The 24,106-nt window shown below is 51.1% G+C and carries 22 protein-coding genes; all 22 read left to right on the top strand.

Annotated features, from left to right (window positions below; genetic code table 11):
* Positions 1–738: 738 nt before the first annotated feature.
* The 22 genes from rpmH to glmS all read left to right on the top strand — a co-directional run bounded on the left by rpmH (position 739) and on the right by glmS (position 24,020).
* A complete protein-coding gene (gene rpmH / locus ACGHM3_RS25325) occupies positions 739–873 on the top strand; it encodes a 50S ribosomal protein L34 (protein ID WP_345427097.1) in 135 nt (44 codons plus the stop codon).
* 35 nt (positions 874–908) lie between these two features.
* On the top strand, positions 909–1,295 hold the full coding sequence (gene rnpA, locus ACGHM3_RS25320; RefSeq protein ID WP_345427095.1) for a ribonuclease P protein component: 387 nt from the start codon (positions 909–911) through the stop codon (positions 1,293–1,295).
* The gene (gene yidD / locus ACGHM3_RS25315; RefSeq protein ID WP_345427093.1) at positions 1,292–1,525 is read left to right on the top strand and encodes a membrane protein insertion efficiency factor YidD; all 234 of its coding nucleotides are present in this window, start codon (positions 1,292–1,294) and stop codon (positions 1,523–1,525) included. The genes rnpA and yidD overlap by 4 nt, the downstream gene beginning before the upstream one ends.
* A 19-nt stretch (positions 1,526–1,544) precedes the next feature.
* A complete protein-coding gene (yidC, locus tag ACGHM3_RS25310; protein ID WP_345427091.1) occupies positions 1,545–3,245 on the top strand; it encodes a membrane protein insertase YidC in 1,701 nt (566 codons plus the stop codon).
* Positions 3,246–3,331: 86 nt separating this feature from the next.
* Positions 3,332–4,732 (top strand): tRNA uridine-5-carboxymethylaminomethyl(34) synthesis GTPase MnmE, encoded by a 1,401-nt coding sequence (mnmE, locus tag ACGHM3_RS25305; protein ID WP_345427089.1) that lies wholly within the window; start codon positions 3,332–3,334, stop codon positions 4,730–4,732.
* A 46-nt stretch (positions 4,733–4,778) separates the two neighbouring features.
* Positions 4,779–5,237, top strand: coding sequence for a DMT family transporter (locus tag ACGHM3_RS25300; RefSeq protein WP_345427087.1), 459 nt, complete (start codon positions 4,779–4,781; stop codon positions 5,235–5,237).
* Between the two features lie 772 nt (positions 5,238–6,009).
* Positions 6,010–7,896 carry a tRNA uridine-5-carboxymethylaminomethyl(34) synthesis enzyme MnmG gene (gene mnmG / locus ACGHM3_RS25295; RefSeq protein ID WP_345427085.1) on the top strand — a complete coding sequence of 629 codons (1,887 nt, stop codon included), beginning with the start codon at positions 6,010–6,012 and terminating at the stop codon, positions 7,894–7,896.
* 57 nt (positions 7,897–7,953) lie between these two features.
* A complete protein-coding gene (gene rsmG, locus ACGHM3_RS25290) occupies positions 7,954–8,547 on the top strand; it encodes a 16S rRNA (guanine(527)-N(7))-methyltransferase RsmG (RefSeq protein ID WP_345427242.1) in 594 nt (197 codons plus the stop codon).
* Positions 8,548–8,807: 260 nt separating this feature from the next.
* Positions 8,808–9,599, top strand: coding sequence for a ParA family protein (locus ACGHM3_RS25285; RefSeq protein WP_345427083.1), 792 nt, complete (start codon positions 8,808–8,810; stop codon positions 9,597–9,599).
* Between the two features lie 43 nt (positions 9,600–9,642).
* On the top strand, positions 9,643–10,566 hold the full coding sequence (locus ACGHM3_RS25280) for a ParB/RepB/Spo0J family partition protein (RefSeq protein WP_345427081.1): 924 nt from the start codon (positions 9,643–9,645) through the stop codon (positions 10,564–10,566).
* Between the two features lie 626 nt (positions 10,567–11,192).
* Positions 11,193–12,236: a Gfo/Idh/MocA family oxidoreductase gene (locus ACGHM3_RS25275; protein WP_345427079.1), complete on the top strand. Its 1,044-nt coding sequence runs from the start codon at positions 11,193–11,195 to the stop codon at positions 12,234–12,236.
* A gap of 771 nt (positions 12,237–13,007) precedes the next feature.
* On the top strand, positions 13,008–13,385 hold the full coding sequence (locus ACGHM3_RS25270) for an ATP synthase subunit I (protein ID WP_345427077.1): 378 nt from the start codon (positions 13,008–13,010) through the stop codon (positions 13,383–13,385).
* Between the two features lie 98 nt (positions 13,386–13,483).
* Positions 13,484–14,407, top strand: coding sequence for a F0F1 ATP synthase subunit A (atpB, locus tag ACGHM3_RS25265; protein ID WP_345427075.1), 924 nt, complete (start codon positions 13,484–13,486; stop codon positions 14,405–14,407).
* A 110-nt stretch (positions 14,408–14,517) separates the two neighbouring features.
* The gene (atpE, locus tag ACGHM3_RS25260; RefSeq protein ID WP_345427073.1) at positions 14,518–14,766 is read left to right on the top strand and encodes a F0F1 ATP synthase subunit C; all 249 of its coding nucleotides are present in this window, start codon (positions 14,518–14,520) and stop codon (positions 14,764–14,766) included.
* Between the two features lie 47 nt (positions 14,767–14,813).
* On the top strand, positions 14,814–15,284 hold the full coding sequence (locus ACGHM3_RS25255; protein WP_345427071.1) for a F0F1 ATP synthase subunit B: 471 nt from the start codon (positions 14,814–14,816) through the stop codon (positions 15,282–15,284).
* Positions 15,285–15,295: 11 nt separating this feature from the next.
* Positions 15,296–15,832, top strand: coding sequence for a F0F1 ATP synthase subunit delta (locus ACGHM3_RS25250; RefSeq protein ID WP_345427069.1), 537 nt, complete (start codon positions 15,296–15,298; stop codon positions 15,830–15,832).
* 20 nt (positions 15,833–15,852) lie between these two features.
* The gene (gene atpA, locus ACGHM3_RS25245) at positions 15,853–17,397 is read left to right on the top strand and encodes a F0F1 ATP synthase subunit alpha (protein ID WP_345427067.1); all 1,545 of its coding nucleotides are present in this window, start codon (positions 15,853–15,855) and stop codon (positions 17,395–17,397) included.
* A gap of 241 nt (positions 17,398–17,638) precedes the next feature.
* Positions 17,639–18,499, top strand: coding sequence for a F0F1 ATP synthase subunit gamma (atpG, locus tag ACGHM3_RS25240; protein ID WP_345427065.1), 861 nt, complete (start codon positions 17,639–17,641; stop codon positions 18,497–18,499).
* Positions 18,500–18,558: 59 nt separating this feature from the next.
* On the top strand, positions 18,559–19,938 hold the full coding sequence (gene atpD / locus ACGHM3_RS25235) for a F0F1 ATP synthase subunit beta (RefSeq protein WP_345427062.1): 1,380 nt from the start codon (positions 18,559–18,561) through the stop codon (positions 19,936–19,938).
* A 67-nt stretch (positions 19,939–20,005) separates the two neighbouring features.
* The gene (locus ACGHM3_RS25230; protein WP_345427060.1) at positions 20,006–20,431 is read left to right on the top strand and encodes a F0F1 ATP synthase subunit epsilon; all 426 of its coding nucleotides are present in this window, start codon (positions 20,006–20,008) and stop codon (positions 20,429–20,431) included.
* A gap of 324 nt (positions 20,432–20,755) precedes the next feature.
* Entirely contained in the window at positions 20,756–22,120 is a 1,365-nt protein-coding gene (gene glmU, locus ACGHM3_RS25225; RefSeq protein ID WP_345427058.1) for a bifunctional UDP-N-acetylglucosamine diphosphorylase/glucosamine-1-phosphate N-acetyltransferase GlmU, read from the top strand.
* Between the two features lie 73 nt (positions 22,121–22,193).
* Positions 22,194–24,020, top strand: a complete 1,827-nt coding sequence (glmS, locus tag ACGHM3_RS25220; protein WP_345427056.1) for a glutamine--fructose-6-phosphate transaminase (isomerizing) — start codon at positions 22,194–22,196, stop codon at positions 24,018–24,020.
* The last annotated feature ends 86 nt before the right edge of the window (positions 24,021–24,106 follow it).

Below are 24,106 nucleotides of genomic sequence, written 5' to 3'. Positions count from 1 at the left end.
TCTATTTATAATATACACTGTGCCGTTTTTTGCCTTGCGATTAAGCTCTGCCCACGGACGTTGCTCTGGCGACTTTTTGAATGGGTCTGGCAAAGCTTCCACGGGTAAAGCCCGATAGTCGTTGACAGAATACATCCTCTTATTTAGGAGGCTGCATTCTGCATCTACTACATTCTCTATCTTGTACCACGGTGCGTGACTTAGAGTCAGTTACACCGCGCTTCCATTAGAGACAGCGATAACGACAGCAAAAAGGGCAATAAAACGACACCAGTCGTTGTTTTAGAATGATCAAATACGGCAGGTACGAATCGCAGTGATGTGATCCAAAAGAGCGGCTTATTCTAACCAGAAACAGGCCAGTTATCCACATATAAAATCAGTTATTTCAGACAGTGTTAATAAGTTATATCTATTAAATTCAATATCTTAGAGAGGTATAAAAAAAATTTGTGCCAGTTTATTGAACTAATTAACAAAAACACTAAACTGTGGATAAACCTGTGAATAAAATGGTGAAAAGCTATGATTAATTTACCCATAGCAGATATTTGCACAATTTCGCAAATAACCTGTTGTCATTGCTTACTGGGTTCTATAGAATCCCGCCTCCTTTAGAAAAGACTGCCTGTTTTAACGACAGCCCATTTCCATCAAGGGCCAGTTAACCCGGGGCAACATTAAGCGCCTATATTTAGGCCACACTCTGAATTAGTCCAACGATTAGGTGATTGCATCATGAAGCGCACTTTTCAACCGAGTAATCTTAAGCGTAAACGCACTCACGGCTTCCGTGCCCGCATGGCTACCAAAGGCGGTCAAAAAGTTTTGGCTCGTCGTCGTGCCAAAGGCCGTAAGCAGCTAGCCGCTTAATTTTCCGGCTACTTTCTGCGCTTCGCAGGTGTTGCATGCTGGGCTTTACCAAACGATCCCGTCTGCTTAACGCCTGCGATTACCAAGCTGTTTTTGCCGGGCCAACCGCCCGTGCATCCCATCCCAACATTCTATTGTTAGCACGTAGCAACGATCTCGGCTGCCCGCGATTGGGCTTAGTCATTGCTAAAAAGAATGTCCGCCAGGCCTGCCAACGCAACCGCATAAAACGCGTTATCCGTGAAAGCTTTCGTCACCAACAGGACTATATTGGCAGTATTGATGTTATAGTTCTGGCCCGAAGAAATTTGGACCAACTCAGCAACCCGGAACTCTTCCAGCTTCTGTCGAAACAGTGGCGCCGGTTGCACAAGAGTCAAAACAAACACGACAAGGCGGATCGCATTTCAGCACAGTCATGAAAACGCTGCTTAGCGCTTTGGTGCGCGTATACCAGTATCTGTTAAGCCCGTGGTTAGGCAATCAGTGCCGCTTCTACCCCACTTGCTCTCATTATTGTTTAGAGAGCTTAGAAGTACACGGTGCTGGCCGCGGTAGCTGGTTAACACTCAAGCGCTTGTTGAAATGCCATCCCTTGCATGCGGGCGGATTCGATCCGGTGCCCGACAAACCCTCAAATTCAATTAATTAATCTGTACGGCATTATTAGAATGGATTGGCAACGCACTGGTATTTTGGCCGCTGCCGCAGTTGTGGCATTGGTTTTGGCAAAGCAATGGATTGGTTTTTCCGAGCGTTACGACGCAGAGTTAGCTACCCGCATCGCAGCACAGCAACCGCAAACCGCAACAGCGGATGACTTTAGCGCCCAAGCGCCCACCAATGGCGACAGCACAGACGCCCCCGGCGGTGACAATTTTGTGCCGGAGGTTACCCAAGCCACCGACCCCGCAGCTGTCACCACCACAGCCAGCGCCAGCGGCCAAACCATTGAAGTGATTACCGACGTTGCTCGCGTGCTCATCAACCCCAAGGGCGGCGATATCGTGCGTGTTGAGCTGTTAGACATCTTCAAAGATCTCGACAGCAAACAGCCCTTCTTGTTGCTGTCCAACGACGCCAATCAGGTGTACGAAGCCCAGAGTGGTTTAATCGGTAAAAACGGTACCGATCAATCTTCACAACGGCCGGTATTCGCCAGCGATAAAACCCAGTACACCCTGTCCGAGGGCGACGACACCATGTACGTCGATCTCAACTACCAGCAGGGTGACGTCGCCATTACCAAACGCTTTACCTTTGAGCGCGGTGACCACGCCATTGATGTTGAATACATCATTAATAACCAATCTTCCGAGGCTTGGTCTGGCGCTATGTTTGGCCAAGTAAAGCGCGACAACCATCAGCCACCCAAAACCGGGGCCGGCTTTGGTGTTAGCCCTTTCCTGGGCGCGGCCATTACCACGGTGGACGAAAATTACAAAAAATATAAGCTGGAAGAAATCGGTGAGTTATCGGCGGATAAACGCCGCACTGAAATTACCGGTGGCTGGGTGGCTATGGTGCAGCACTACTTCGTCAGTGCCTGGATTCCGCCCCAAGAGAGCAACAACCTGTTTACCCTACGACGCCAGGGTGAGTACAACTTTTTAACCTTCCAAACCTCAGAATTTGTGGTTCCGGCGGGTGAAAAGCTCAACGTTAAAGCCGTGTTTTACGCCGGCCCTAAAGACGTAGACCGCCTGGAAGCACTGGCGCCGCATCTGGATTTAACCGTCGATTACGGTTGGTTGTGGTGGATCGCCAAACCGCTGTTCCACCTGTTGGATTTCATCCACGGCATCATCGGTAGCTGGGGTTGGTCCATCGTCATTTTGACGTTAATTATAAAACTGATTTTCTTCTACCCCAGCGCCATCAGCTATCGCTCCATGGCAAAAATGCGCAAGCTGCAGCCCATGCTGGCGGACTTAAAAGAACGCTACGGCGACGACCGCCAAAAAATGTCCGGCGAGTTGATGAAGATCTACAAAAAAGAAAAGGTGAACCCCTTCGCAGGTTGTCTACCTATGCTGATCCAAATGCCGGTATTTATCTCGCTGTATTGGATGTTGATGGAAAGCGTTGAGCTTCGCCACGCCCCCTTCCTGGGCTACATCAAAGATCTTTCGGTGATGGACCCGTACTTTATTTTGCCGGTGCTGTTTGGTATCACCATGTTTGTGCAGCAAAAGCTCCAGCCCACACCGCCGGACCCAATGCAGGCGAAAATCATGCAGTTTTTGCCTATTATCTTTACCGTGATGTTCCTATTCTTCCCGGCGGGGCTGGTGGTTTACTGGGTGGTGAACAACACCCTATCCATTGCCCAACAATGGGTAATTACTCGCCAAATCGAAAAAGAAGCCTAGTCACCAGCGCCGTCGCTGGTACTAACCTAGGCCCCGTACCCAGCGATTATCGTCGCTGGGCACACTGCTAACCCAAGGCCAGGCCGATGACCGACCCAAGCAACGCGCTCAGCCACAGCAACGATACCATTGCCGCCATTGCCACCGCGCCCGGCCGCAGCGGTGTGGGCATTGTGCGAGTCTCTGGCCCCAAGGCAAACGCCATTGCCCAGGCCATATTGGGCACCCTCCCCAAACCCCGCTACGCCCACTTTGGCGATTTTAATAGTCGACAAGGCCAATTACTCGACCAAGGCATCGCCCTGCTATTTGCCGCGCCTAACTCCTTCACCGGGGAAGACGTGCTAGAGCTGCAGGGCCACGGCGGGCCGGTGGTGTTAAACCGATTAATGCAAGAAGTGATGGCATTAGGTGCCAGAATTGCTCGCCCCGGTGAATTCAGCGAGCGCGCCTTTTTAAACGACAAAATGGACCTCACCCAGGCTGAGGCCATTGCCGATTTGATCGACGCCGCCAGCGACTGCGCCGCGCAAAATGCCCTGAACACCCTGCAGGGGGCGTTTAAAACCCGGGTGGAGGCCTTGGTTGAGCAACTGATTCAACTGCGCATCTACGTTGAAGCCGCCATCGATTTTCCGGAAGAAGAAATTGATTTTTTGACGGATGGCAAGGTGCTGGGTGACCTAACCTCACTTATAAATCAAACCGAGCAGCTGCTGGCCCAAGCCCAGCAGGGTGTGATTATGCGCGATGGCCTACACTTGGTGATTGCCGGCCGGCCCAACGCCGGTAAATCCAGCTTGTTAAACGCCCTGGCCGAACGCGACAGCGCCATTGTTACAGACATCGCCGGCACGACCCGGGATATCCTACGCGAACAAATCTTGGTGGACGGGCTGCCGGTGCACATCAGCGACACCGCCGGCCTACGCGACACCGAAGACCAAGTGGAAGCCATGGGCGTGGAACGCGCGCGCAGCGAAATTGATAAAGCCGGCCGAGTATTTGTGCTCATGGACGGCAGTCATTTGGATTTTAACCAGTTGGCGCAAGGCATAGAACAAGAACTGACGAGCCTAGGCCTAGCAGGGCGAGACAAGCTCAGCCTTATCGTCAATAAAGCCGATCTACTGCCCAGCGGCTGCCCACAAACCGCGCCGCCCCAATGCCTGGGCTACCCGTTGTATACCGTCTCGGCCAAAACCGGCCAGGGCCTAGAGGCCATCAAAACCCACATAAAACAATGCGCCGGTTTGCAAAGCGCCGGAGAAGGCCAGTTTACCGCCCGCGCTCGGCACATCGACGCCATCACCCGCGCCTTAGATTTATTGCAGGCCGGCGAGACACAAATCCAAGATCATCAAGCCGGGGAGCTGTTGGCGGAAGATCTGCGCCAGGCCGCTGACTGCCTCAATGAAATTACCGGCAAATTTTCCAGTGACGACCTGCTCGGTCGCATATTCTCCAGTTTTTGTATCGGTAAATAGCCCAGAGCAACGCCGATCAGGGTGTTATAGGGCAAGGAAACCAGCCATGAATCACCCCCTGTTTTACGCACTGTTAATGCTGGTTGCCGGCATCGGCATACCGGTGATGGCAGCCCTCAACGCAGGCCTTGGCGCCCGTTTACACAGCCCCGCCCTGGCAGCCGCTATATTGTTTGCCATAGGTTTCTGCGTCGCCCTGAGCTACCTCTTGCTCACCCAGGGTATGCCCGCCACTGTATTTGCCCCACACACGCCTTGGTATTTTTATTTGGGCGGCTTTTTCGTCATGTTTTATATTTTATCGATCACCTGGGTGGCGCCGCGTTTTGGCGTTGCCAACGCCGTTGCCTTTGTGCTGCTAGGCCAACTGATCGCCATGACAGTAATTGACCACTTCGGCCTGTTAGGCGCTAGCCAACTGCAGCTTTCACTTAAGCGGGCGCTGGGCTTGCTATTAATGGCAGGTGGCGTCTTTCTAGTGCTGGCCAAACCCGCTAATGGCTAACTTTCACTCCAAGCCTACTCGCCTCTGCGTTAACACTGCCCGCCCACCTATAAACTGATACCGAGTTAAAAAAACTACCCCATTTCTAAATCTTGAACTTACCCGCTTTCCCACAAATTACGCCAAAGTTATGCACAAAATACCCTAGGGTAAAAACCTTGCAAAAAAGTTATTAACACTTACTCACAGGTTTCACCAATTTTTTACCCAGTGTCATCCCAGCTGTGTACAAAATCATTTTGGCACTCAGAACAACTCTTGTATAACCGTGGTAAAAGGCTCGCATAAGCTGATTAAAACATTTACCTGTTTATCCCCAAGCAAAATTAGCCACAACTGGTGCACGCCAGAATCAGCTTAGAAAAACACCCTGTGCGCAGGGTTATCATTCTTATAGGCTATTGATTTTGTTGTATTTTTTACTGTTCCCCACAGAATTCTTCGTCTCTATTAATAACAACATTAAAGTACTCTCTACCTATATACATACTTATATTCTTTACTTAATTATTTATAAGACTGTGAATTTATTTTTTTAAAAAAAACAAAATAATCATTCAATAAACCGTGTACGAATCTGTGGATGGCGATGTTGAAATCTGCCTGCCAATAAACCCAAAAACAGTTTTGATTACTAATTGACCATTGCTCAACAAACCGTATAATCGCGCGCTCTTTCGTTTATGCGCTTAGCCCGGGCGTTGTTGATAAAACAACCCAGGTGGCAATACGCAACCAATGTCTGCCCCTATCAGCGGGTGAGGATATAAACATGAACACCAGTCATCACTACCAAGTGATTGTCATCGGTGGCGGCCATGCTGGCACGGAAGCGTGCTTGGCAGCGGCTCGTATGGGGTGTAAAACCCTACTGTTGACACACAACATCGAAACCCTGGGCCAAATGTCCTGTAATCCCGCCATAGGCGGTATTGGCAAAAGCCATTTGGTTAAAGAAATCGACGCCCTGGGTGGTGCCATGGCTCGGGCCACCGATCTTGGCGGCATTCAATTCCGCGTATTAAACGCCCGCAAAGGCCCTGCGGTGCGGGCAACCCGTGCCCAAGCCGACCGAGTGTTGTACAAGGCCGCGGTGCGAGAAATCCTAGAAAACCAGCCTAATTTGCAGATATTTCAGCAAGCGGCAGAAGACTTAATCGTCGAAGGCGAGCGCGTCACCGGCGTGGTCACCGCCATGGGATTGAAGTTCACCGCCGACACCGTGGTGCTAACCACCGGTACCTTCCTGGGCGGCAAAATTCACATTGGTTTGGAAAACTACAGCGGCGGCCGGGCTGGTGACCCACCCAGCATAGGCTTGGCCAATCGCCTGCGGGAACTGCCGTTAACGGTATCGCGCTTGAAAACCGGCACTCCCCCACGCGTTGATGCCCGCAGCGTGGATTTCTCCGACCTAGAAGAACAATGGGGCGACACCCCACTGCCGGTGATGTCCTATCTGGGCAACGTTGAACAGCACCCACAACAGGTGTGTTGCTGGATCACCCATACCAACGAGCAAACCCACGACATCATCCGTGAGGGTTTTGACCGCTCGCCCATGTTTACTGGCGTCATCGAAGGCGTGGGACCGCGTTATTGCCCCTCTATCGAGGACAAGATTAATCGCTTTGCCGATAAAGACTCGCATCAAATCTTTGTTGAGCCCGAGGGCCTAACCACCCACGAGCTCTACCCTAATGGCATTTCCACCAGCCTTCCGTTTGATATCCAAGAGCGCGCCGTGCGCTCCATCAAAGGCTTTGAGAACGCCCATATCACTCGGCCTGGCTACGCCATCGAATACGACTTCTTTGACCCCAGGGAGCTGCAGTACAGCTTGGAAAACCGCTATTTGAAGGGCCTGTACTTTGCCGGGCAAATCAATGGCACCACCGGTTACGAAGAAGCCGGTGCCCAAGGTTTGCTGGCGGGCACCAACGCCGCGCTACGCGCCCAGGACAAAGAACCCTGGTGTCCGCGTCGAGACGAAGCCTACATCGGTGTACTGGTGGACGACTTGATTAGCCTGGGCACGAAAGAGCCCTACCGCATGTTTACCAGCCGGGCGGAATACCGCTTGCTATTGCGCGAAGATAACGCCGACGACCGATTGACAGAAATCGGCCGCAACCTGGGGCTGGTGGGCGACCACCGCTGGCAGGTGTTCAGTGAAAAGCGTGACGCCGTAGCCCGGGAGCAAGCGCGCTTTGCCAGCACCTGGGTGCAGGCCGGCAGTGCCGAGGCGAAAGCTTTAGAGGCAAAAATTCCCACCCTACAACGAGAATACAGCTTGGCCGATTTGCTCAAGCGTCCAGAGCTGAAGTACACCGATTTGGCCAACATCAAAGGTGAAGCTGTTACCGATGAACGCGTGGCCGAGCAGGTGGAAATTGCCGCCAAGTACTCAGGTTACATTGAGCGCCAACAGCAGGATATCGACCGCCTGCGGGCCCATGAAAACACCCAAATCCCCGTCGATTTCGATTACGACATCGTGCAGGGGCTTTCCAACGAGGTGAAACAAAAGCTCTGCGATGCTCGGCCACAAACCCTGGCTCGGGCCTCGCGTCTACCGGGCATTACGCCGGCGGCGATTTCGTTGATTTTGGTGTACTTGAAAAAACAGGGCGCCTTGCGCAAAGCGGAGTCGGTGTAGGTGCAAACAGAGTTAACCAGCGCCCAGCAGGCCAGCCTACGCCAGGGTTGCGCCGCCATGGAGATCGCGCTGAGCGAGACCCAATGCCAACTGTTGGGCCAATATTTGGTGTTGTTTCACAAGTGGAATAAGGCTTATAACTTGTCGTCCGTACGGAAATTGGATGACATGGTTGGCCGCCATGTGTTGGACAGCTTATCGGTGCTCAATCACCTGGCCAACGACAATGCCCAGCGATTTATCGATGTCGGCACCGGCGGAGGCCTGCCCGGCATTCCGTTGGCCATTGCATTACCCCACTGGCAGTGGACGCTGCTGGACAGCAACGGCAAAAAAACCCGATTTCTCACCGAAGTGGTGGCACGCTTGCAGTTGAGCAACGTGCAGGTAGCCAATGTGCGGGTGGAAGCCTTCACCCCGGAGCAGCCCTTCGACGGTGTTATCAGCCGAGCCTTTGCCAGCCTCGAGGACATGATCACTGGCTGCCGCCACCTGTTGACTGATGGCGGCTACTTTTGGGCCATGAAAGGCCAGTATCCCAGTGCAGAATTGGATGCCAAGCCAGGCGATATCCAATTGCTGCAAACCTGGCCTCTGGAGGTTCCCGGCGAGGTCGGCGAGCGCCATTTGCTGCAACTGCGCAAGGGCTAGTGTGATAGGGCCATTAATTTTATAAGTTTTTGATATTAAAGTATTTATTGTTTTTATTTGGTGGCGATTTTGGCACCTGTGGTTGCCGCCGGGGCTAGCTCCATGTCAATTACTTACTCAAAATCTGATAAATGTGATTGGCATTGTGGCTCGATTGCGTAAACTTAGACCTTTCGACTTTCATTTCGAAGCCCGGCAGCCTTACGCAAACGCCGACGCTAGGCCCATAACAACCAGTCACAACCATTAGGGTGACCCGATTGAACCACGTCTTTGCAATCACCAACCAAAAGGGCGGCGTAGGCAAAACTACCACCTGCGTAAATTTGGCGGCCACTATGGCGGCGGCAAAAAAACGTGTGTTGATGATCGACCTGGACCCACAGGGCAATGCCACCATGGGTGCAGGGGTGAATAAAAACGATGTAGAACTATCGGTGAACGAAGTGCTGGTGGGCGAAGCCAGCATTGAACAAGCCGCAGTGACCAACGAGTTTAAATTCGATGTACTGCCCGCCAACGGTGATTTAACCGCAGCGGAAGTCAAATTGCTGGCAATTGACCAGCGCGAGCAACAACTGCGCAAAGCCATCGAAGTGGTTAGGCCTAATTACGATTACGTTTTTATCGATTGCCCACCATCACTGAATATGCTCACGGTTAACGCCCTCACCGCTTGTGATGGTGTGATTATCCCCATGCAATGCGAGTACTACGCTCTGGAGGGCTTATCGTCGCTGTTGAGCACCATCGAACAGATCCAAACCTACACCAACCCGGAGCTGGTCATCGAAGGCATACTGCGCACCATGTACGACCCGCGCAGTAGCTTGACCACCGATGTTTCGGCGCAATTGTCTGAACATTTCGGCGGGCGTCTATATCGCACAGTCATCCCGCGCAACGTGCGCCTGGCCGAAGCCCCCAGCCACGGTATGCCGGTCATTGCCTACGATAAACAATCCAAAGGCGCGATGGCCTACATGGCCTTGGCCGGCGAGATTCTGCGGCGTCACAATGCGACGGCGGAATCCAACGCCCAGGCGGTGTAAACCAACCCTGCAACAATAACCCCTACCGAATCAGTAAAACACCATGGCAACCAGTAAACGAAAAGGACTCGGCAAAGGTTTAGACGCTTTGCTCGGCGGCAGCGCTACCCCCAAAGGACAACCCGCAGCCAGCGTATCGGAAGCCATAGAGTCGGTGACCTCACCCAGCCCCGGTGAAGACGGCCGGTTGATGGAGATCCCGATAGAGTTTATCCAACGCGGCAAATACCAGCCCCGCCGGGATATGAACCCCGAGGCCCTGCAAGAGCTGGCCGACTCCATCAAAGCCCAGGGTATTATGCAGCCTATCGTGGTGCGCCCGGTGGGCGGCAATCGCTATGAAATCATTGCCGGTGAACGCCGCTGGCGCGCCACACAGCTGGCGCAATTGGATAAAATCCCGGCGGTAGTACGCGACGTACCGGACGAAGCCGCCATCGCCATGGCGTTGATCGAAAACATCCAGCGCGAAGACCTCAATCCCATGGAAGAGGCCTTCGCTCTAAAACGGTTACAGGACGAATTCGATCTTACCCACCAAGAAGTGGCCGAAGCCGTGGGTAAATCTCGCACCACGGTAACCAACCTGCTGCGCCTGATTGCCCTGGGCAATGAAGTGAAAAAACTGCTGGAAAACGGTGACATAGAAATGGGCCACGCCCGCGCCTTGCTGACGCTGTCGTTGGATGAGCAAATGCAGGTGGCCAACCAAGTCATTGCCCGAGGCCTATCCGTACGCCAAACCGAGGCCCTGGTGCGCCGCCTGCAAGAGCAAGCCAAAAACACCAAACCCGTGGCCCAACCCAACCCAGACCTGAAAAACCTGGAAGAAGGCTTGGCCGAGAAGGTGGGTGTGCCGGTGGTGATCAACCACACCGCCAAGGGCGCCGGTAAACTGGTGTTGAAATACAACAACTTAGACGAGTTGGATGGCATCTTGGCCCACTTGGGGTATGACGCTAAATAATCGCGTTTTTTGCATCGACTTTGGCCATGGGTTTGTGCTGTTTTTTGCCTTTAGCGGTCAAGCTAGTGCTTTTAATGTGGCATTGCCATTCGCACTAAGGGGTTGTTCTACGCTGCGGCCCGGTCTACAGCTAAATTTCTGTCGTCGTATCCAGTACGCTTCTCAATCCATGCCCGTTCAGCTTCGGCATCCATGCCTCGCTTTTCTCAGGGTGATTCAACGAATCGCTGAAACCTGCGCCACCCACGGTGCGAAAGCACTCAAATCGACGTCGTCTCTATTCGAGTACATGAATTTGGTTTGCAACCGGCGCTACACGAGTGGATTCGCAAGAAAGCCCCCCAATGCTGATGTTAGGCACAGGCTTCACAAAACGGCTACGCCAGCTTTTAGCGCCTTTACAGACTAAGCGACTTCTTAGCTCTCAAATCTTCACTGCAGTTCTTCTGAACACACTCTCAAGACAAACTGATTGCCAATCATTGATTATAAATGATAATTTAATTTCAAATTATAATTATTCGGTATTTTTATTTTAAAAAGCTCCGCGCGAGTAGCAGATCACCGCAATAGCCTCGTGACTGCACGGCAGAGCTTTAACAGTTTGCCATCTTTGGAGTGCGAAAATGCGTAAAATTGGTCTCGTTGGATTCGGTGTGGGCGGCAGCAACTATCACGCCCCTTTGATTTCTACCACAGAGGGTTTGCAACTAGCGGGAATCATCACCCGTTCACATGAACGAAGACAAGTGATTGCTGAGCGCTACTCTAATACGCCGATTTTCGATTCTTTGACAGACATGCTGGCGGCCGGCGTTGATGCTGTCGTCATCTCCACGCCACCTGACAGCCGGTTCGAGTTAATAGAACTGGCGCTAAAAGCTGGAGTCACTGTGGTTTCTGACAAACCTTTTGCTATGGACTATGCCAGTGCCAGAAACCTGAAAACCCTGTCGGTAAAATATCAGACACCTGTCACTATTTTTATGAATCGCCGCTGGGATTCCGATGTGCGTACAGTCAAGCACGTACTGTCCTCCGGAAAGCTTGGCAGATTGCGTCGCCTTTACAATGCAATCGAAGCTTTCGCGCCACAGAATGAGGGCAATGCGTCCGGTGGCGGGCTATTGAGAGATCTCGGCAGTCATCTGGTGGATCAACAGGTAATGCTTATGGGCCTGGTCACATCTGTTTACGCGCAAGTGGACGCAATGGCCCACGACTTGGACCTGAATGATGGTTTTTATATTATTCTTACGCACAAATCCGGACAGCGCAGCCATGTGAACGGCCTTATGATGCAGCATAATCCCGGGCCTCGCTTTCGTGCGGATGGTGAGTCAGCCTCGTTTCAACTGGATGGGCTGGATATCCAGACTGAACAGGCCTTCGCAGGTCGTCATCCGTCGTCGAGCCAGATACAGTGGGGGGTGGAACCGGAAGAAAAATGGGGCACCTTATTTCACAGTGCAACCTGTGAGAAAGTTCCCTCGCTCCAGGGAGACTGGCCGGCATTCTATCTGCAGCTGAGAGACAGTCTGAACGGGGAAGCTGAACTGCCCGTTGCGGTTGATGATGCTTTGCATGTAACCGCGATTTTGGATGCGGCTTTGATCAGTGCGAGAGAGCATCGGGTGGTTCAGATTTCTGAAATTACGGGCCTAGAGTGAACAAATTTCCATTTTATGCCATCGCCCTGTAAACACTTAGACCTCGAATAAAACTGCCCTCGGCCCGTCGAAGGGCCGCCAGATCCGAAATCCGTTAGCTGGCTGCCAATAATTCCCGGATTCACAGCAACCTTGTAGCCTGGGCGCAGCGAACGGCAAGCACTTTATGTACAAGTGGCTATATGTACAACTGGCTATGCCCCGCTATACTAGCGCCCCATTCGGCAGTGGTGATTTAGCAGGCGGTGGCGCCCAACGGGTCCCTTTTCAGTTATCCAGTAGGGGATAGGTAAAGATCCGTTTCAGGGCAATTATCCTCTTAGACATTGGTCTAAATTAGGGCGTCAGCGCTCATCTCAGCCGCCGGATGAGGTGTTTTGTCTGCTTGTCATCGCTTTGGCCAGTAAGCATCGTTATATTCTGAATTAGCGAGCGTTTTATTATTGCGTTTGCTTGTAATCGTACTTAACTACGGCGGTTGTACGGTCTTTCTCCCCATAAAGTTGTAGTCCAAAACCGAACGCCGTTTGTTGAACGTGGTGGGGAATAACCCTATAATTCACGCCGCTCGAACTCCGCAGAGAGTTCAGCACAATTTTAGGGCGCGTTGAGTGTGAGTTAGGAATCGCTTCAGGAACAAGCAACCAATGTTAACCAGCAAGCCATTAGGTGTTTAACAATAACCAAACTTGGCAATGATGCAGTTGGCCGTGGCAGTGACCGAACAAATGACTGAACATTTAACCGGGTACACCACACAGATAAGAGCCAATGAATCAGGTTAGCATCCAAAAACCACCGGTTTTTAAAGTTTGCCTTATCCAGATGTCCATTCTTCTGCCGATGGCTGCCATCGGTTTAGGGTTGAGTGTGACTTTCTCCTACTCCCTGCTGCTGGGTGGATTGTTGCAAATTATCCCCAGTGCCTACTTTGCTTACTTTGCCTTCCGTATAGTGGGGGCAGCGCATGTAAACTTTGCTTTACAACAAATTTATCGTGGTGAGATGGGAAAATTTACCCTCACCCTTGTAGGGTTCGCCCTGGTGTTTCTGCTCGTCAAGCCGTTACACAGTGTGGCCCTGTTCAGCGCCTTTTTGGCCATGACCTTTGTTTATTGGGTTGCTAGTGCCAAGGTGATACATCGCTAATCCACTGCCAATGATTGGGCCGGTTACTCAGATGACCCGCCGGCGGTAGCGAGTGCTGAAAAACCAGTTTTTTTAACTTTTTAGGTGCGACATCAACTATGGCTAGCGAGCAAACCTCGACCGGTTATATTCAGCACCACTTGCAAAACATGACCTACGGCAAATTGCCCGCGGGTTACGTACGAGTGGACGCTGAAGGTCACGAACACGTTTTAGAATCCACCCAGTGGACTATGGCCCACTCTTCCCAGGAAGCCGCCGATATGGGTTTTTCGGCCATTCATGTGGATACCATGGCTTGGTCTATCGTATTAGGTGCTTTATTCCTCTTTTTGTTCAGTAAAGTTGCCAGAAGTGCCACAACTGACACTCCACGTGGTTTGCAAAGCTTCGTTGAGATGGTGGTGAGCTTTGTTAACAACACCGTAGAAGACATCTTCCACTACAAAAATCGTTTAATCGGCCCTATGGCATTAACCATTTTCATGTGGGTATTCCTCATGAACCTAATGGATTTAATCCCTGTGGACTGGTTGCCAATGGCAGCTGCCAAGATCGCTGGTGATGACCACTTGTTCTTCAAAGTGGTACCCACCACAGACCCCAACGCCACGTTGGGTATGGCCGTTGCGGTATTTGCGCTGATGATTTTCTTCAGCATCAAAGAGAAGGGCTTAATGGGCTTCATCAAAGAGCTGACATTGCACCCCTTCCACTCCGGCAAGATATACATCGACATCTTTCTGATCCCCATCAACTTGATTCTCGAAACCGTATCGTTAATCGCCAAACCAATCTCTCTGGGCTTGCGTTTGTTCGGTAACCTCTATGCGGGTGAAATGATCTTTATCCTGATTGCCTTAATGTTCAGTGCCGGTTTGGTGTTGGGTATCTTCGGCGGTGTGTTGCAGTGGGCCTGGGCGGTCTTCCATATTCTGGTAATCACCCTGCAAGCGTTTGTATTTATGGTGTTGACCACCGTATACATGGCCATGGCACACGACACAGGTGAAGATCACTAAGCAGTTTTTAGACGTTAAGGCCCGGCGGCGCGAACTGCAGGGGCTTGCGTGTGAGTTTTGATTTCGTTTTTTTATTTTTCATTTTTTAAACTTAAAAGTAGGAGAAAACAATGGAAGCATTAGGTTTAGTATACGTTGCTGCAGCGCTGTTGATCGGTTTGGGTGCCCTGGGTACTGCGATCGGTTTCGGTTCTTTGGGTGGCAAGCTGCTGGAAGGTTCAGCACGTCAGCCAGAGCAAGGCCCTGCCCTGCAAGGTAAAATGTTCCTGATGGCTGGTCTTTTGGATGCGGTTCCAATGATCGGTGTAGGTATCGGCATGTACCTGATCTTCGTAGTTGCACCTGGTTTAGCGGGTTAATTGAGCGCGACTCAACGTTATTAATCCACTAAACATGAGGTGTTGATATGAATATCAACTTAACGCTGATTGGTCAGTCGATTACTTTCTTCATATTCATTTTGTTTTGTTGGAAGTACGTGTGGCCTGCGTTGATCGGTGTGATGGCCGAGCGCGAAGCTAAAATTGCCGCGGGTCTGGAAGCTGCCGAACGTGCAGATAAAGACTTGGAATTGGCAAAGAAAAAAGCCACTGAGCAAATGAAGGAAGCCAAACAAGAGGCAGCCTCCATTGTCGATGCGGCGAACAAGCGCGCTAACCAAATCGTCGAAGAAGCCAAACAACAAGCCGTTGTCGAAGCCGACCGCGTTAAAGCAGCCGCCGATGCTGAAGTACAACAGATGGTTAACCGAGCCAAAGAAGACCTGCGCAGCAAAGTTGCCAGCCTAGCTTTAGCCGGTGCCTCACAAGTACTGCAGAAAAACATCGATCCGGCCGCCAATACCGCCATGGTTGAGAAACTGGCCAACGAACTTTAAGCGAGGAGACTATGGCAGAACTAACAACACTTGCCCGTCCCTACGCTAAGGCGGCGTTTGAATACGCCAAAGAGCAAAATGCTTTAGCGCAGTGGGCATCTCAGTTGTCAGTTGCAGCAGCGGTGTCGCAATCCGAAGCCGTTGGTAAAGTGCTATCTTCTCCCGTTCATACCGCAGCGGAAAAAGGCAATGTCTTTGTGCAATTGTGTGGCGACACACTGAATCCACACGGTCAAAACTTTGTCCGTAATTTGGCGGCGAATAAACGTTTAGGTTTGCTTCCAGCAATCACTGAGCTGTTCGAAGAATTTAAAGCGAACTTGGAAAAATCCGTCGACGTTGACGTAACCAGCGCTTTCGAACTGCCACAGGAAACCCTGAACAAACTAGCAGCGGCACTGCAAATTAAGCTGGGTCGTGACGTAACCGTGCAGAGTTCGGTTGATGAATCTCTGCTGGGCGGAGTAGTTATCCGCGCCGGGGATACCGTCATCGATGATTCAGTCAAAGGTCGTCTGGCTAAACTCGCCGAAGCAATGAACGCCTAATTCATAGGGTAGGAACTAGCATGCAGCAACTGAACCCTTCAGAGATCAGTGAAATCATCAAGAGCCGCATCGAATCTCTTGATGTCAAAGCCGAAGCCCAAAACGAGGGCACGGTAGTATCCGTAACCGACGGTATTATTCGCATCCACGGACTGGCCGACGCCATGTACGGTGAGATGATCGAATTCGAAGGTGGTGTCTATGGTTTGGCACTTAACCTTGAGCAAGACTCCGTTGGTGCGGTGATTCTCGGTGATTACCAAACCATTGCCGAAGGGCAAACCTGTAAGTGTACTGGTCGTATCTTGGAAGTGCCTGTGGGCAACGAGATGCTTGGCCGCGTAGTAGACGCACTGGGAAACCCCATCGACGGTAAAGGCCCAATCAAGGCCAGCCAAACCGACGCCATCGAAAAAATCGCCCCCGGCGTAATCGCCCGTCAGGGCGTTGATGAGCCCGTTCAATTTGGTATTAAAGCGATTGATGCCATGGTACCGGTAGGTCGTGGTCAGCGTGAGCTGATTATTGGTGACCGCCAAATCGGTAAAACTGCGGTAGCAGTGGATGCCATCATCAACCAGAAAGGTTCTGGCATTAAGTGTATCTACGTGGCTGTTGGTCAGAAGGCTTCTTCTGTTGCCGCCGTAGTACGTAAGCTGGAAGAACACGGCGCTATGGATCACACCATCGTCGTTGCCGCTACCGCATCTGACCCTGCGTCTATGCAGTTCTTGGCACCTTTCGCCGGTTGTACCATGGGTGAATACTTCCGCGATCGCGGCCAAGATGCCCTGATCGTATACGATGATTTAACCAAGCAAGCTTGGGCTTATCGTCAAATCTCCCTGTTGTTACGTCGTCCGCCAGGCCGTGAAGCCTACCCCGGTGACGTATTCTACTTGCACTCTCGTTTGCTCGAGCGTGCTGCTCGCGTTAACGCCGAGTACGTAGAGAAATACACCAACGGTGAAGTGAAAGGCCAAACCGGTTCTCTAACCGCCCTGCCTATCATTGAAACCCAAGCTGGTGACGTATCTGCATTCGTACCAACCAACGTAATTTCGATTACCGATGGTCAGATCTTCTTGGAGACTGACATGTTTAACGCGGGTATTCGTCCTGCAATGAACGCCGGTATTTCGGTATCTCGAGTGGGTGGTGCAGCGCAGACCAAAATCATTAAGAAACTGTCCGGTGGTATTCGTACCGCGTTGGCACAGTACCGTGAATTGGCCGCGTTCTCGCAGTTCGCTTCTGACCTCGATGACGCCACCAAAGCACAGTTAGACCACGGTGAGCGCGTAACCGAACTGATGAAACAAAAGCAGTTCCAGCCTCAGTCCATTGCTGAAATGGGAGTGTTGCTGTACGCCGCTAACGAAGGTTATTTGCAAGACGTGGAAGTGGCCAAAATTGGTGACTTCGAAGCGGCCCTGCTTTCTTACATGAATGCCGAGCACGGCGAGTTGATGAAGGACATCGTTGCCAGTGGTAACTACAACGATGACATCGCCAACGCGTTTAAAGCCGGCGTTGAGAAATTTAAGGCGACGCAAACCTGGTAATCAGGTTAAACGTTTGCTTTTTTAAGGCGTTTTTTTAACAAGTCGTTTTTACACAGTTAATAAAAACGCTTAGTAAGGCACAGGGATGTGCCTCATGAGCACCGCTCATGCAAGCCCTAACTTGCTCAGCTCTTTCTTAAGAATGCACCAGCAAGGCCAAGGCCACCGAGATAAAAATACAGGGTGTATTTTTGGCTCAAAAAAGCAAACAAAATTCACGTCAAATATTCGAGGGCCAGATATGGCAGTCGGAAAAGAGATACGCACACAAATAACCAGTATTAAGGGCACGCAAAAAATTACCAGCGCCATGGAAATGGTTGCTGCCAGTAAAATGCGTCGTGCCCAAGATCGTATGGAAACTGGTAAGCCGTACGCGCAGCGTATTCGGGCGGTGGTGGGCCACATTGCCAACGCCAACCCAGAATACCAGCACCTCTTTATGCAAGAGCGTGAAGTAAAGCGTGTGGGTTATATCATTGTTTCCAGTGACCGCGGTTTGTGTGGTGGCTTAAACATTAACGTTTTCAAGAAAGCGCTAAGCGCCAGTAAAGAGTGGGCCGACCAAGGTAAACAGGTTGATTTCGCTCTTATTGGTGCCAAAGCGGCTGCCTTCTTTAATAGTGTTGGCGGTAACGTGGTAGCCCGCGTTCGTGATTTGGGCGAGACCCCAAGCGTGGCTGATTTGATCGGTAGCGTTAAGGTTATGTTAGACGCCTATGCTGAGGGCAAAATCGACCGTTTGTATTTGGTCGGTAACGAGTTTGTTAACACCATGGTTCAAAAACCAGTCGTTAACCAACTGCTGCCTTTGGTAAAAGAAGAAAACGAAGACTTAAAACACCACTGGGATTACCTGTACGAACCTGAAGCCTCCGAATTGTTGGAAGGCTTACTGACTCGCTACATAGAGTCACAGGTCTACCAAGCAGTGATCGAAAATGGCGCTTGTGAGCAAGCTGCCCGAATGATCGCCATGAAGAACGCCACCGATAATGCTGGCGATCTGATTAACGATTTGCAATTGGCCTACAACAAGGCCCGTCAGGCAGCCATTACGCAAGAGCTGTCGGAGATTGTAAGCGGTGCTGCTGCGGTTTAATCGCGCCTTGGTAATCACAGTTTTACGTTTTTTAAATTTAAATTTAAGAGGAATCGGAAATGAGTAGCGGACGCATTGTGCAGATCATCGGTGCCGTTATCGACGTTGAGTTTCCACGGGATTCCGTACCAAAAGTTTACGACGCTCTGAAAGTTGCTGAGAAGGGTTTAACCCTGGAAGTACAGCAACAATTGGGCGACGGTGTGGTACGGACCATCGCCATGGGTTCATCGGAAGGTGTTAGCCGCGGTCTACCCGTAGAAAACACCAACGCACCAGTCGCAGTTCCTGTAGGCATAGAAACCCTAGGCCGCATCATGGACGTACTGGGTAACCCAATCGACGAAGCGGGCCCAATCGGCGAAAAAGAAACCATGCCTATCCACCGTAAAGCGCCTGCTTACGATGAATTGGCGGCTTCTGCTGAGTTGCTGGAAACCGGTATTAAAGTAATTGACTTGGTATGCCCTTTTGCCAAGGGTGGTAAAGTTGGCCTGTTCGGTGGTGCCGGTGTTGGTAAAACCGTAAACATGATGGAACTCATCAACAACATCGCTAAAGAGCACAGTGGTTTGTCTGTGTTCGCCGGTGTTGGTGAGCGTACTCGTGAAGGTAACGACTTCTACTACGAGATGAAAGAATCCAACGTACTGGATAAAGTTGCCATGGTTTACGGCCAGATGAATGAGCCTCCAGGTAACCGTTTACGTGTTGCATTGACCGGCCTAACCATGGCTGAGAAATTCCGTGACGAAGGTAAAGATGTTCTGTTGTTCGTAGACAACATCTACCGTTACACCCTAGCCGGTACTGAGGTATCTGCACTGTTGGGTCGTATGCCTTCTGCGGTGGGTTACCAGCCTACATTGGCTGAAGAGATGGGCGTACTGCAAGAGCGCATTACCTCAACCAAAACGGGTTCCATCACCTCGGTACAAGCAGTATACGTACCTGCGGATGACTTGACTGACCCAAGCCCTGCAACCACCTTTGCGCACTTGGATTCAACCGTTGTACTGTCTCGTGACATCGCTGCTAAGGGTATTTACCCGGCGGTAGATCCTCTGGACTCCACTTCTCGTCAGTTGGATCCTCTGATCATCGGTACTGAGCATTATGGTATTGCCCGTGGCGTACAGACTGTTCTTCAGCGCTACAAAGAGCTGAAAGACATCATCGCTATTTTGGGTATGGATGAGCTGTCTGAAGAAGACAAGCAAATCGTAGCCCGTGCCCGTAAAATCGAGCGTTTCTTGTCTCAGCCTTTCCATGTAGCGGAAGTTTTTACCGGTTCTCCTGGTAAGTACGTACCTCTGAAAGAAACCATCCGTGGTTTCCAAGGCATTCTCAATGGCGAGTTTGACGCTCTGCCAGAGCAGGCCTTCTACATGGTAGGTACCATCGACGAAGCGATCGAGAAAGCCAGCAGCATGAAGTAACACCGCTGTATCGGCTGTGTAAAGCGCGGTGCTTGCACCGCGCAACCACTAACCAAGAGGCACTGACATGGCTATGACCGTGCACTGCGACATCGTTAGCGCTGAAGAATCGATCTTTTCTGGGTTGGTTGAAATGGTGATAGCGGCGGGTTCTGAAGGTGACGTTGGTGTTGCCTATGGCCACGCGCCCCTGCTCACTGGCTTAAAACCCGGCCCAATTCGCGTCATCAAGCAAGGCGGCGAAGAAGAGATCTTTTACCTCTCCGGTGGCTACCTAGAAGTACAGCCTTCGGTTGTAATTGTTCTAGCAGACACCGCCATGCGCGCCGATGATCTCGACGAAGCAAAAGCTGCTCAAGCTGTTAAAGAAGCCGAAGCCGAGCTGAACAACCAATCCGGTGATCTGGATTACAGTTTAGCCGCCACGCGACTGGCAGAAGCTGCAGCGCAGCTGCGAACCGTACAAGCCATCAAAAAGAAGCTGGGCCACTAGGCAAAGATTCTTGGCAGCGTACAGCTCAGCACAAAAAAAGGTGGCCTCGGCTGCCTTTTTTTGTGCCTGTATGGTTAGCCCTGCGTTGTCTCCCTTTCCTGCCTTAGCTAGGCAATCCCAACTCTTGGCGCTAAATACGTCTTTTAACGTCACCTCACCTGCCACATTGCGTTAAGTCAAAACCAAGGCTGAATAATGCTGCGCCAGGGTTTATCATGGCTGCCTTACTAAGTCGGTAGCCATTAGGTTCATGTAGAGTAAAGATACTCACTCCTACACTCGGCAGTCATCCAAATACACCCAATAACACAGCGCGCTCATAACATGATCGATATTATTATCCTCGCCGCCGGCAAAGGCTCCCGCATGAAATCGCAATTGCCTAAGGTGATGCAGAAATTGGCCGGCTCTACCTTAATTGAGCATGTGCTCAATACCGCCCTAAAGATCAGTGGCGCTAATATCCATGTGGTATTGGGCCATCAGTCGGCCAAGGTTTCCGAAGTGTTAGAGCACTACCCCGTAAATCGCGTTTACCAAGAGGTGCAGCTGGGCACCGGCGACGCGGTAGCCTGCGCCCTACCCGCGTTACAAAAATACGGTATCAGCTTGGTGTTATACGGCGATGTACCGTTGATTTCGCTGACCACCATTCGCGATTTAGTAGAGCTGGTGGATGAAAATTCCCTGGCGTTACTAACCACAGAACTAGAAGACCCTAACGGCTACGGCCGCATTGTGCGTGACAAACACGACCGGGTTACCGCCATTGTGGAACAAAAGGACGCTAGCGACAGCCAGTTGGCCATCGGCGAAATCAACACCGGCATTCTGGCCGTGCGCAATGAAGACCTAGAGCGCTGGTTACCGAAATTGAGTAACCATAATGCTCAGGGCGAATTTTACCTTACCGATATTATCGCCATGGCCGTGGCCGATGGCCGTGAGGTAAGAACCACCGATCCAACCCAATTGTTTGAGATTCTTGGCGTTAATGATCGTATTCAGCAGGCGCAGTTAGAGCGTGTTTTCCAAGAGCAATACGCTCACCAATTAATGCTAGAAGGCGTTACCCTGTTGGATCCAACGCGCTTGGATGTGCGTGGTAACTTGGTGTGTGAAGCAGACGTCAGTATCGATGTGAATTGCATTTTTGAAGGCGAAGTACGCATTGGCAATAACGTCACCATCGAAGGCCACTGCCACATTAAAAATGCCATTATCAACGATGGTTGCCACATTAAAGCTTTTACCCACATTGAAAACGCCATTATTGATAGCGACTGCGTGGTTGGGCCCTATGCCCGTTTACGCCCGGGCACCCAGCTGTTTAAAAACGCAAAGATTGGCAATTTTGTCGAAACCAAAAACGCCGTGATTGGAGAAGGCAGCAAAGTTAACCACCTAAGCTACGTTGGCGATGCAGAGTTGGGTAGCGATGTGAACGTCGGCGCTGGCACCATTACCTGCAATTACGATGGCGTAAACAAACACAAAACCGTCATTGGCGATAACGCCTTTATTGGCTCCAATACCGCATTAGTTGCACCGGTGGAAGTCGGCAAAAACGCCACCATTGGTGCCGGCTCTACTATAGGCCGCTCGGTTCCGGAAAACAGCCTAGCCGTTACCCGTGCGAAACAAATGCACAAAGCAGACTGGCCTCGGCCAAAGAAGAAAGACAAATAACACCGGCATTATTTAACGTGTGGGCAACCCCGCTTTGCTCTACCCTTTAACACTGTTATTACCTGGAAAACCTATGTGCGGAATTGTCGCGGCCATCGCCAAACGTAACGTCACCGTCATTCTTTTGGAAGGACTAAAACGGCTAGAGTATCGCGGTTACGATTCCGCCGGCCTGGCGTTGTTAGAGCCGGACAGCCACGCACTGATCACCCGCAAGGTGGTGGGCAAAGTGGCGGCCTTGGAAGAAGCCGTGGACGGCGCCCGAGGCAATGTGGGAATCGCCCACACCCGTTGGGCCACCCACGGTAAACCCAACCACATTAATGCTCACCCGCACACCAGTGGTTCCGTCGCCATTGTGCACAACGGCATTATCGAAAATTACCAAACACTGCGCGACCAATTAATTGCCAAAGGCTACGTCTTTGCCTCGCAAACCGATTCCGAGGTTATTGCCCATTTAATGCATGAGGCATTAAAAACCGAGGCGAGTCTTGTAGCCGCTTTGCAAACCACGGTGCAACAATTGCGCGGCGCGTTTTCTATCGCCGCCATGCAGGCCGATAACCCCAACGTCATCGCCGTGGCCAAAAAAGACAGCCCATTAGTGATTGGCGTGGGCATCGAAGAAAACTACGTCGCCTCAGATCCGTTAGCGTTGCGCCAGGTCACCGACCGCTTTGTGTATTTGCAAGATAACGAAACCGCAGAAATTACCCTGCAGGGCTACACCATCTATAATGTTGGCGGTGAAGCCGTTGAGCGTGAAATCGAACGCGCCACCGATGAAATAGAAAGTATCGACAAAGGCGAATTTCGCCACTTTATGCTCAAAGAAATTTTTGAGCAGCCCAAAGCGTTAAAAGACACGCTAATGGGCCGTACCGGTAATGATGCGGTACTGGAACAGGCCTTTGGCAGCGAAGCCAGCGATATTTTTGACCAAGTAAAAGCCGTGCAAATCGTTGCCTGTGGTACCAGTTACCACGCCGGTATTGTAGCCAAATATTGGTTAGAGGATTGGGCCGGCATCCCCTGTAATGTGGAAGTGGCCAGCGAATACCGTTATCGCAAAACCGTCACTCTGCCTAACACCTTGTTTGTGACCATTTCCCAGTCCGGCCAAACCGCAGACACCCTAGCGGCCTTGGACAAAAGCAAAAGCCAAGGTTACTTGGCCAGCCTAGCGATTTGTAACGTGGCCAGCAGCGCCCTGGTACGCAATTCCGATTTGGTATTTCTAACCCAGGCCGGTATTGAAATTGGTGTGGCTTCCACCAAAGCCTTTACCACCCAATTAATTGCCTTACAGTTGTTGGCCATTGCCCTGGGCCGGCGCTCAAATATCAACGCCGAGCGGGAAAAGCAACTGGTAAAAGGCTTAATGGATTTGCCCGTATTTGCCGCCGCAGTACTGCAACTCAATAGCCATATTCAAACCATTAGCCACCACTTTACCGAACGCCACCACAGTTTATTTCTAGGCCGTGGCGTGCAGTATCCCATCGCCATGGAAGGTGCGCTAAAAATCAAAGAAATCTCCTACATCCACGCCGAGGCCTACCCCTCCGGTGAGCTAAAGCACGGCCCATTGGCATTGGTGGATAGCGATATGCCCGTGGTGGCCGTGGCACCCAGCGGCGACCTGTTAGAAAAGATTAAATCCAACCTAGAAGAAGTGGCTGCCCGTGGCGGTAAGTTATACGTATTCGCCGACGAAAACGCAGGCTTTACCAACGACGAACAAACCACAGTGATTAACATTCCCCACTGCCAAGAATCCATCGCCCCCATTATCTACACCCTACCCCTGCAGTTGTTGTCTTATCACGTGGCGGTTAACAAAGGTACGGATGTGGATCAGCCGAGGAATTTGGCCAAGTCTGTGACAGTAGAATAGAGTTTGTTTTTACACGCTTTGGTGCTGTGGGATCATAATAAAGTTGGTAACAACATAAAAAAGTCGGTAACTTTGTAATAAAGTTG

It is taken from the genome of Halioxenophilus aromaticivorans, assembly GCF_042850945.1.
In the GTDB taxonomy this organism is placed as follows: Bacteria; Pseudomonadota; Gammaproteobacteria; order Pseudomonadales; family Cellvibrionaceae; genus Halioxenophilus; species Halioxenophilus aromaticivorans.
Note: the sequence above shows the minus strand (reverse complement) of the source record. Positions and strands in the feature narration are given on the sequence as shown.

Excerpts from the sequence above, each read along its gene's own strand:
- mnmE (WP_345427089.1), top strand. The coding sequence starts at position 3,332 with ATGACCGACCCAAGCAACGCGCTCAGCCACAGCAACGATACCATTGCC.
- ACGHM3_RS25280 (WP_345427081.1), top strand. The coding sequence starts at position 9,643 with ATGGCAACCAGTAAACGAAAAGGACTCGGCAAAGGTTTAGACGCTTTG.
- rnpA (WP_345427095.1), top strand. The coding sequence starts at position 909 with ATGCTGGGCTTTACCAAACGATCCCGTCTGCTTAACGCCTGCGATTAC.
- ACGHM3_RS25270 (WP_345427077.1), top strand. The coding sequence starts at position 13,008 with ATGAATCAGGTTAGCATCCAAAAACCACCGGTTTTTAAAGTTTGCCTT.
- yidC (WP_345427091.1), top strand. The coding sequence starts at position 1,545 with ATGGATTGGCAACGCACTGGTATTTTGGCCGCTGCCGCAGTTGTGGCA.
- atpA (WP_345427067.1), top strand. The coding sequence starts at position 15,853 with ATGCAGCAACTGAACCCTTCAGAGATCAGTGAAATCATCAAGAGCCGC.
- glmS (WP_345427056.1), top strand. The coding sequence starts at position 22,194 with ATGTGCGGAATTGTCGCGGCCATCGCCAAACGTAACGTCACCGTCATT.
- ACGHM3_RS25300 (WP_345427087.1), top strand. The coding sequence starts at position 4,779 with ATGAATCACCCCCTGTTTTACGCACTGTTAATGCTGGTTGCCGGCATC.
- atpB (WP_345427075.1), top strand. The coding sequence starts at position 13,484 with ATGGCTAGCGAGCAAACCTCGACCGGTTATATTCAGCACCACTTGCAA.
- glmU (WP_345427058.1), top strand. The coding sequence starts at position 20,756 with ATGATCGATATTATTATCCTCGCCGCCGGCAAAGGCTCCCGCATGAAA.
- rsmG (WP_345427242.1), top strand. The coding sequence starts at position 7,954 with ATGGAGATCGCGCTGAGCGAGACCCAATGCCAACTGTTGGGCCAATAT.
- mnmG (WP_345427085.1), top strand. The coding sequence starts at position 6,010 with ATGAACACCAGTCATCACTACCAAGTGATTGTCATCGGTGGCGGCCAT.
- ACGHM3_RS25255 (WP_345427071.1), top strand. The coding sequence starts at position 14,814 with ATGAATATCAACTTAACGCTGATTGGTCAGTCGATTACTTTCTTCATA.
- ACGHM3_RS25230 (WP_345427060.1), top strand. The coding sequence starts at position 20,006 with ATGGCTATGACCGTGCACTGCGACATCGTTAGCGCTGAAGAATCGATC.
- atpE (WP_345427073.1), top strand. The coding sequence starts at position 14,518 with ATGGAAGCATTAGGTTTAGTATACGTTGCTGCAGCGCTGTTGATCGGT.
- atpG (WP_345427065.1), top strand. The coding sequence starts at position 17,639 with ATGGCAGTCGGAAAAGAGATACGCACACAAATAACCAGTATTAAGGGC.
- ACGHM3_RS25275 (WP_345427079.1), top strand. The coding sequence starts at position 11,193 with ATGCGTAAAATTGGTCTCGTTGGATTCGGTGTGGGCGGCAGCAACTAT.
- yidD (WP_345427093.1), top strand. The coding sequence starts at position 1,292 with ATGAAAACGCTGCTTAGCGCTTTGGTGCGCGTATACCAGTATCTGTTA.
- atpD (WP_345427062.1), top strand. The coding sequence starts at position 18,559 with ATGAGTAGCGGACGCATTGTGCAGATCATCGGTGCCGTTATCGACGTT.
- ACGHM3_RS25250 (WP_345427069.1), top strand. The coding sequence starts at position 15,296 with ATGGCAGAACTAACAACACTTGCCCGTCCCTACGCTAAGGCGGCGTTT.
- rpmH (WP_345427097.1), top strand. The coding sequence starts at position 739 with ATGAAGCGCACTTTTCAACCGAGTAATCTTAAGCGTAAACGCACTCAC.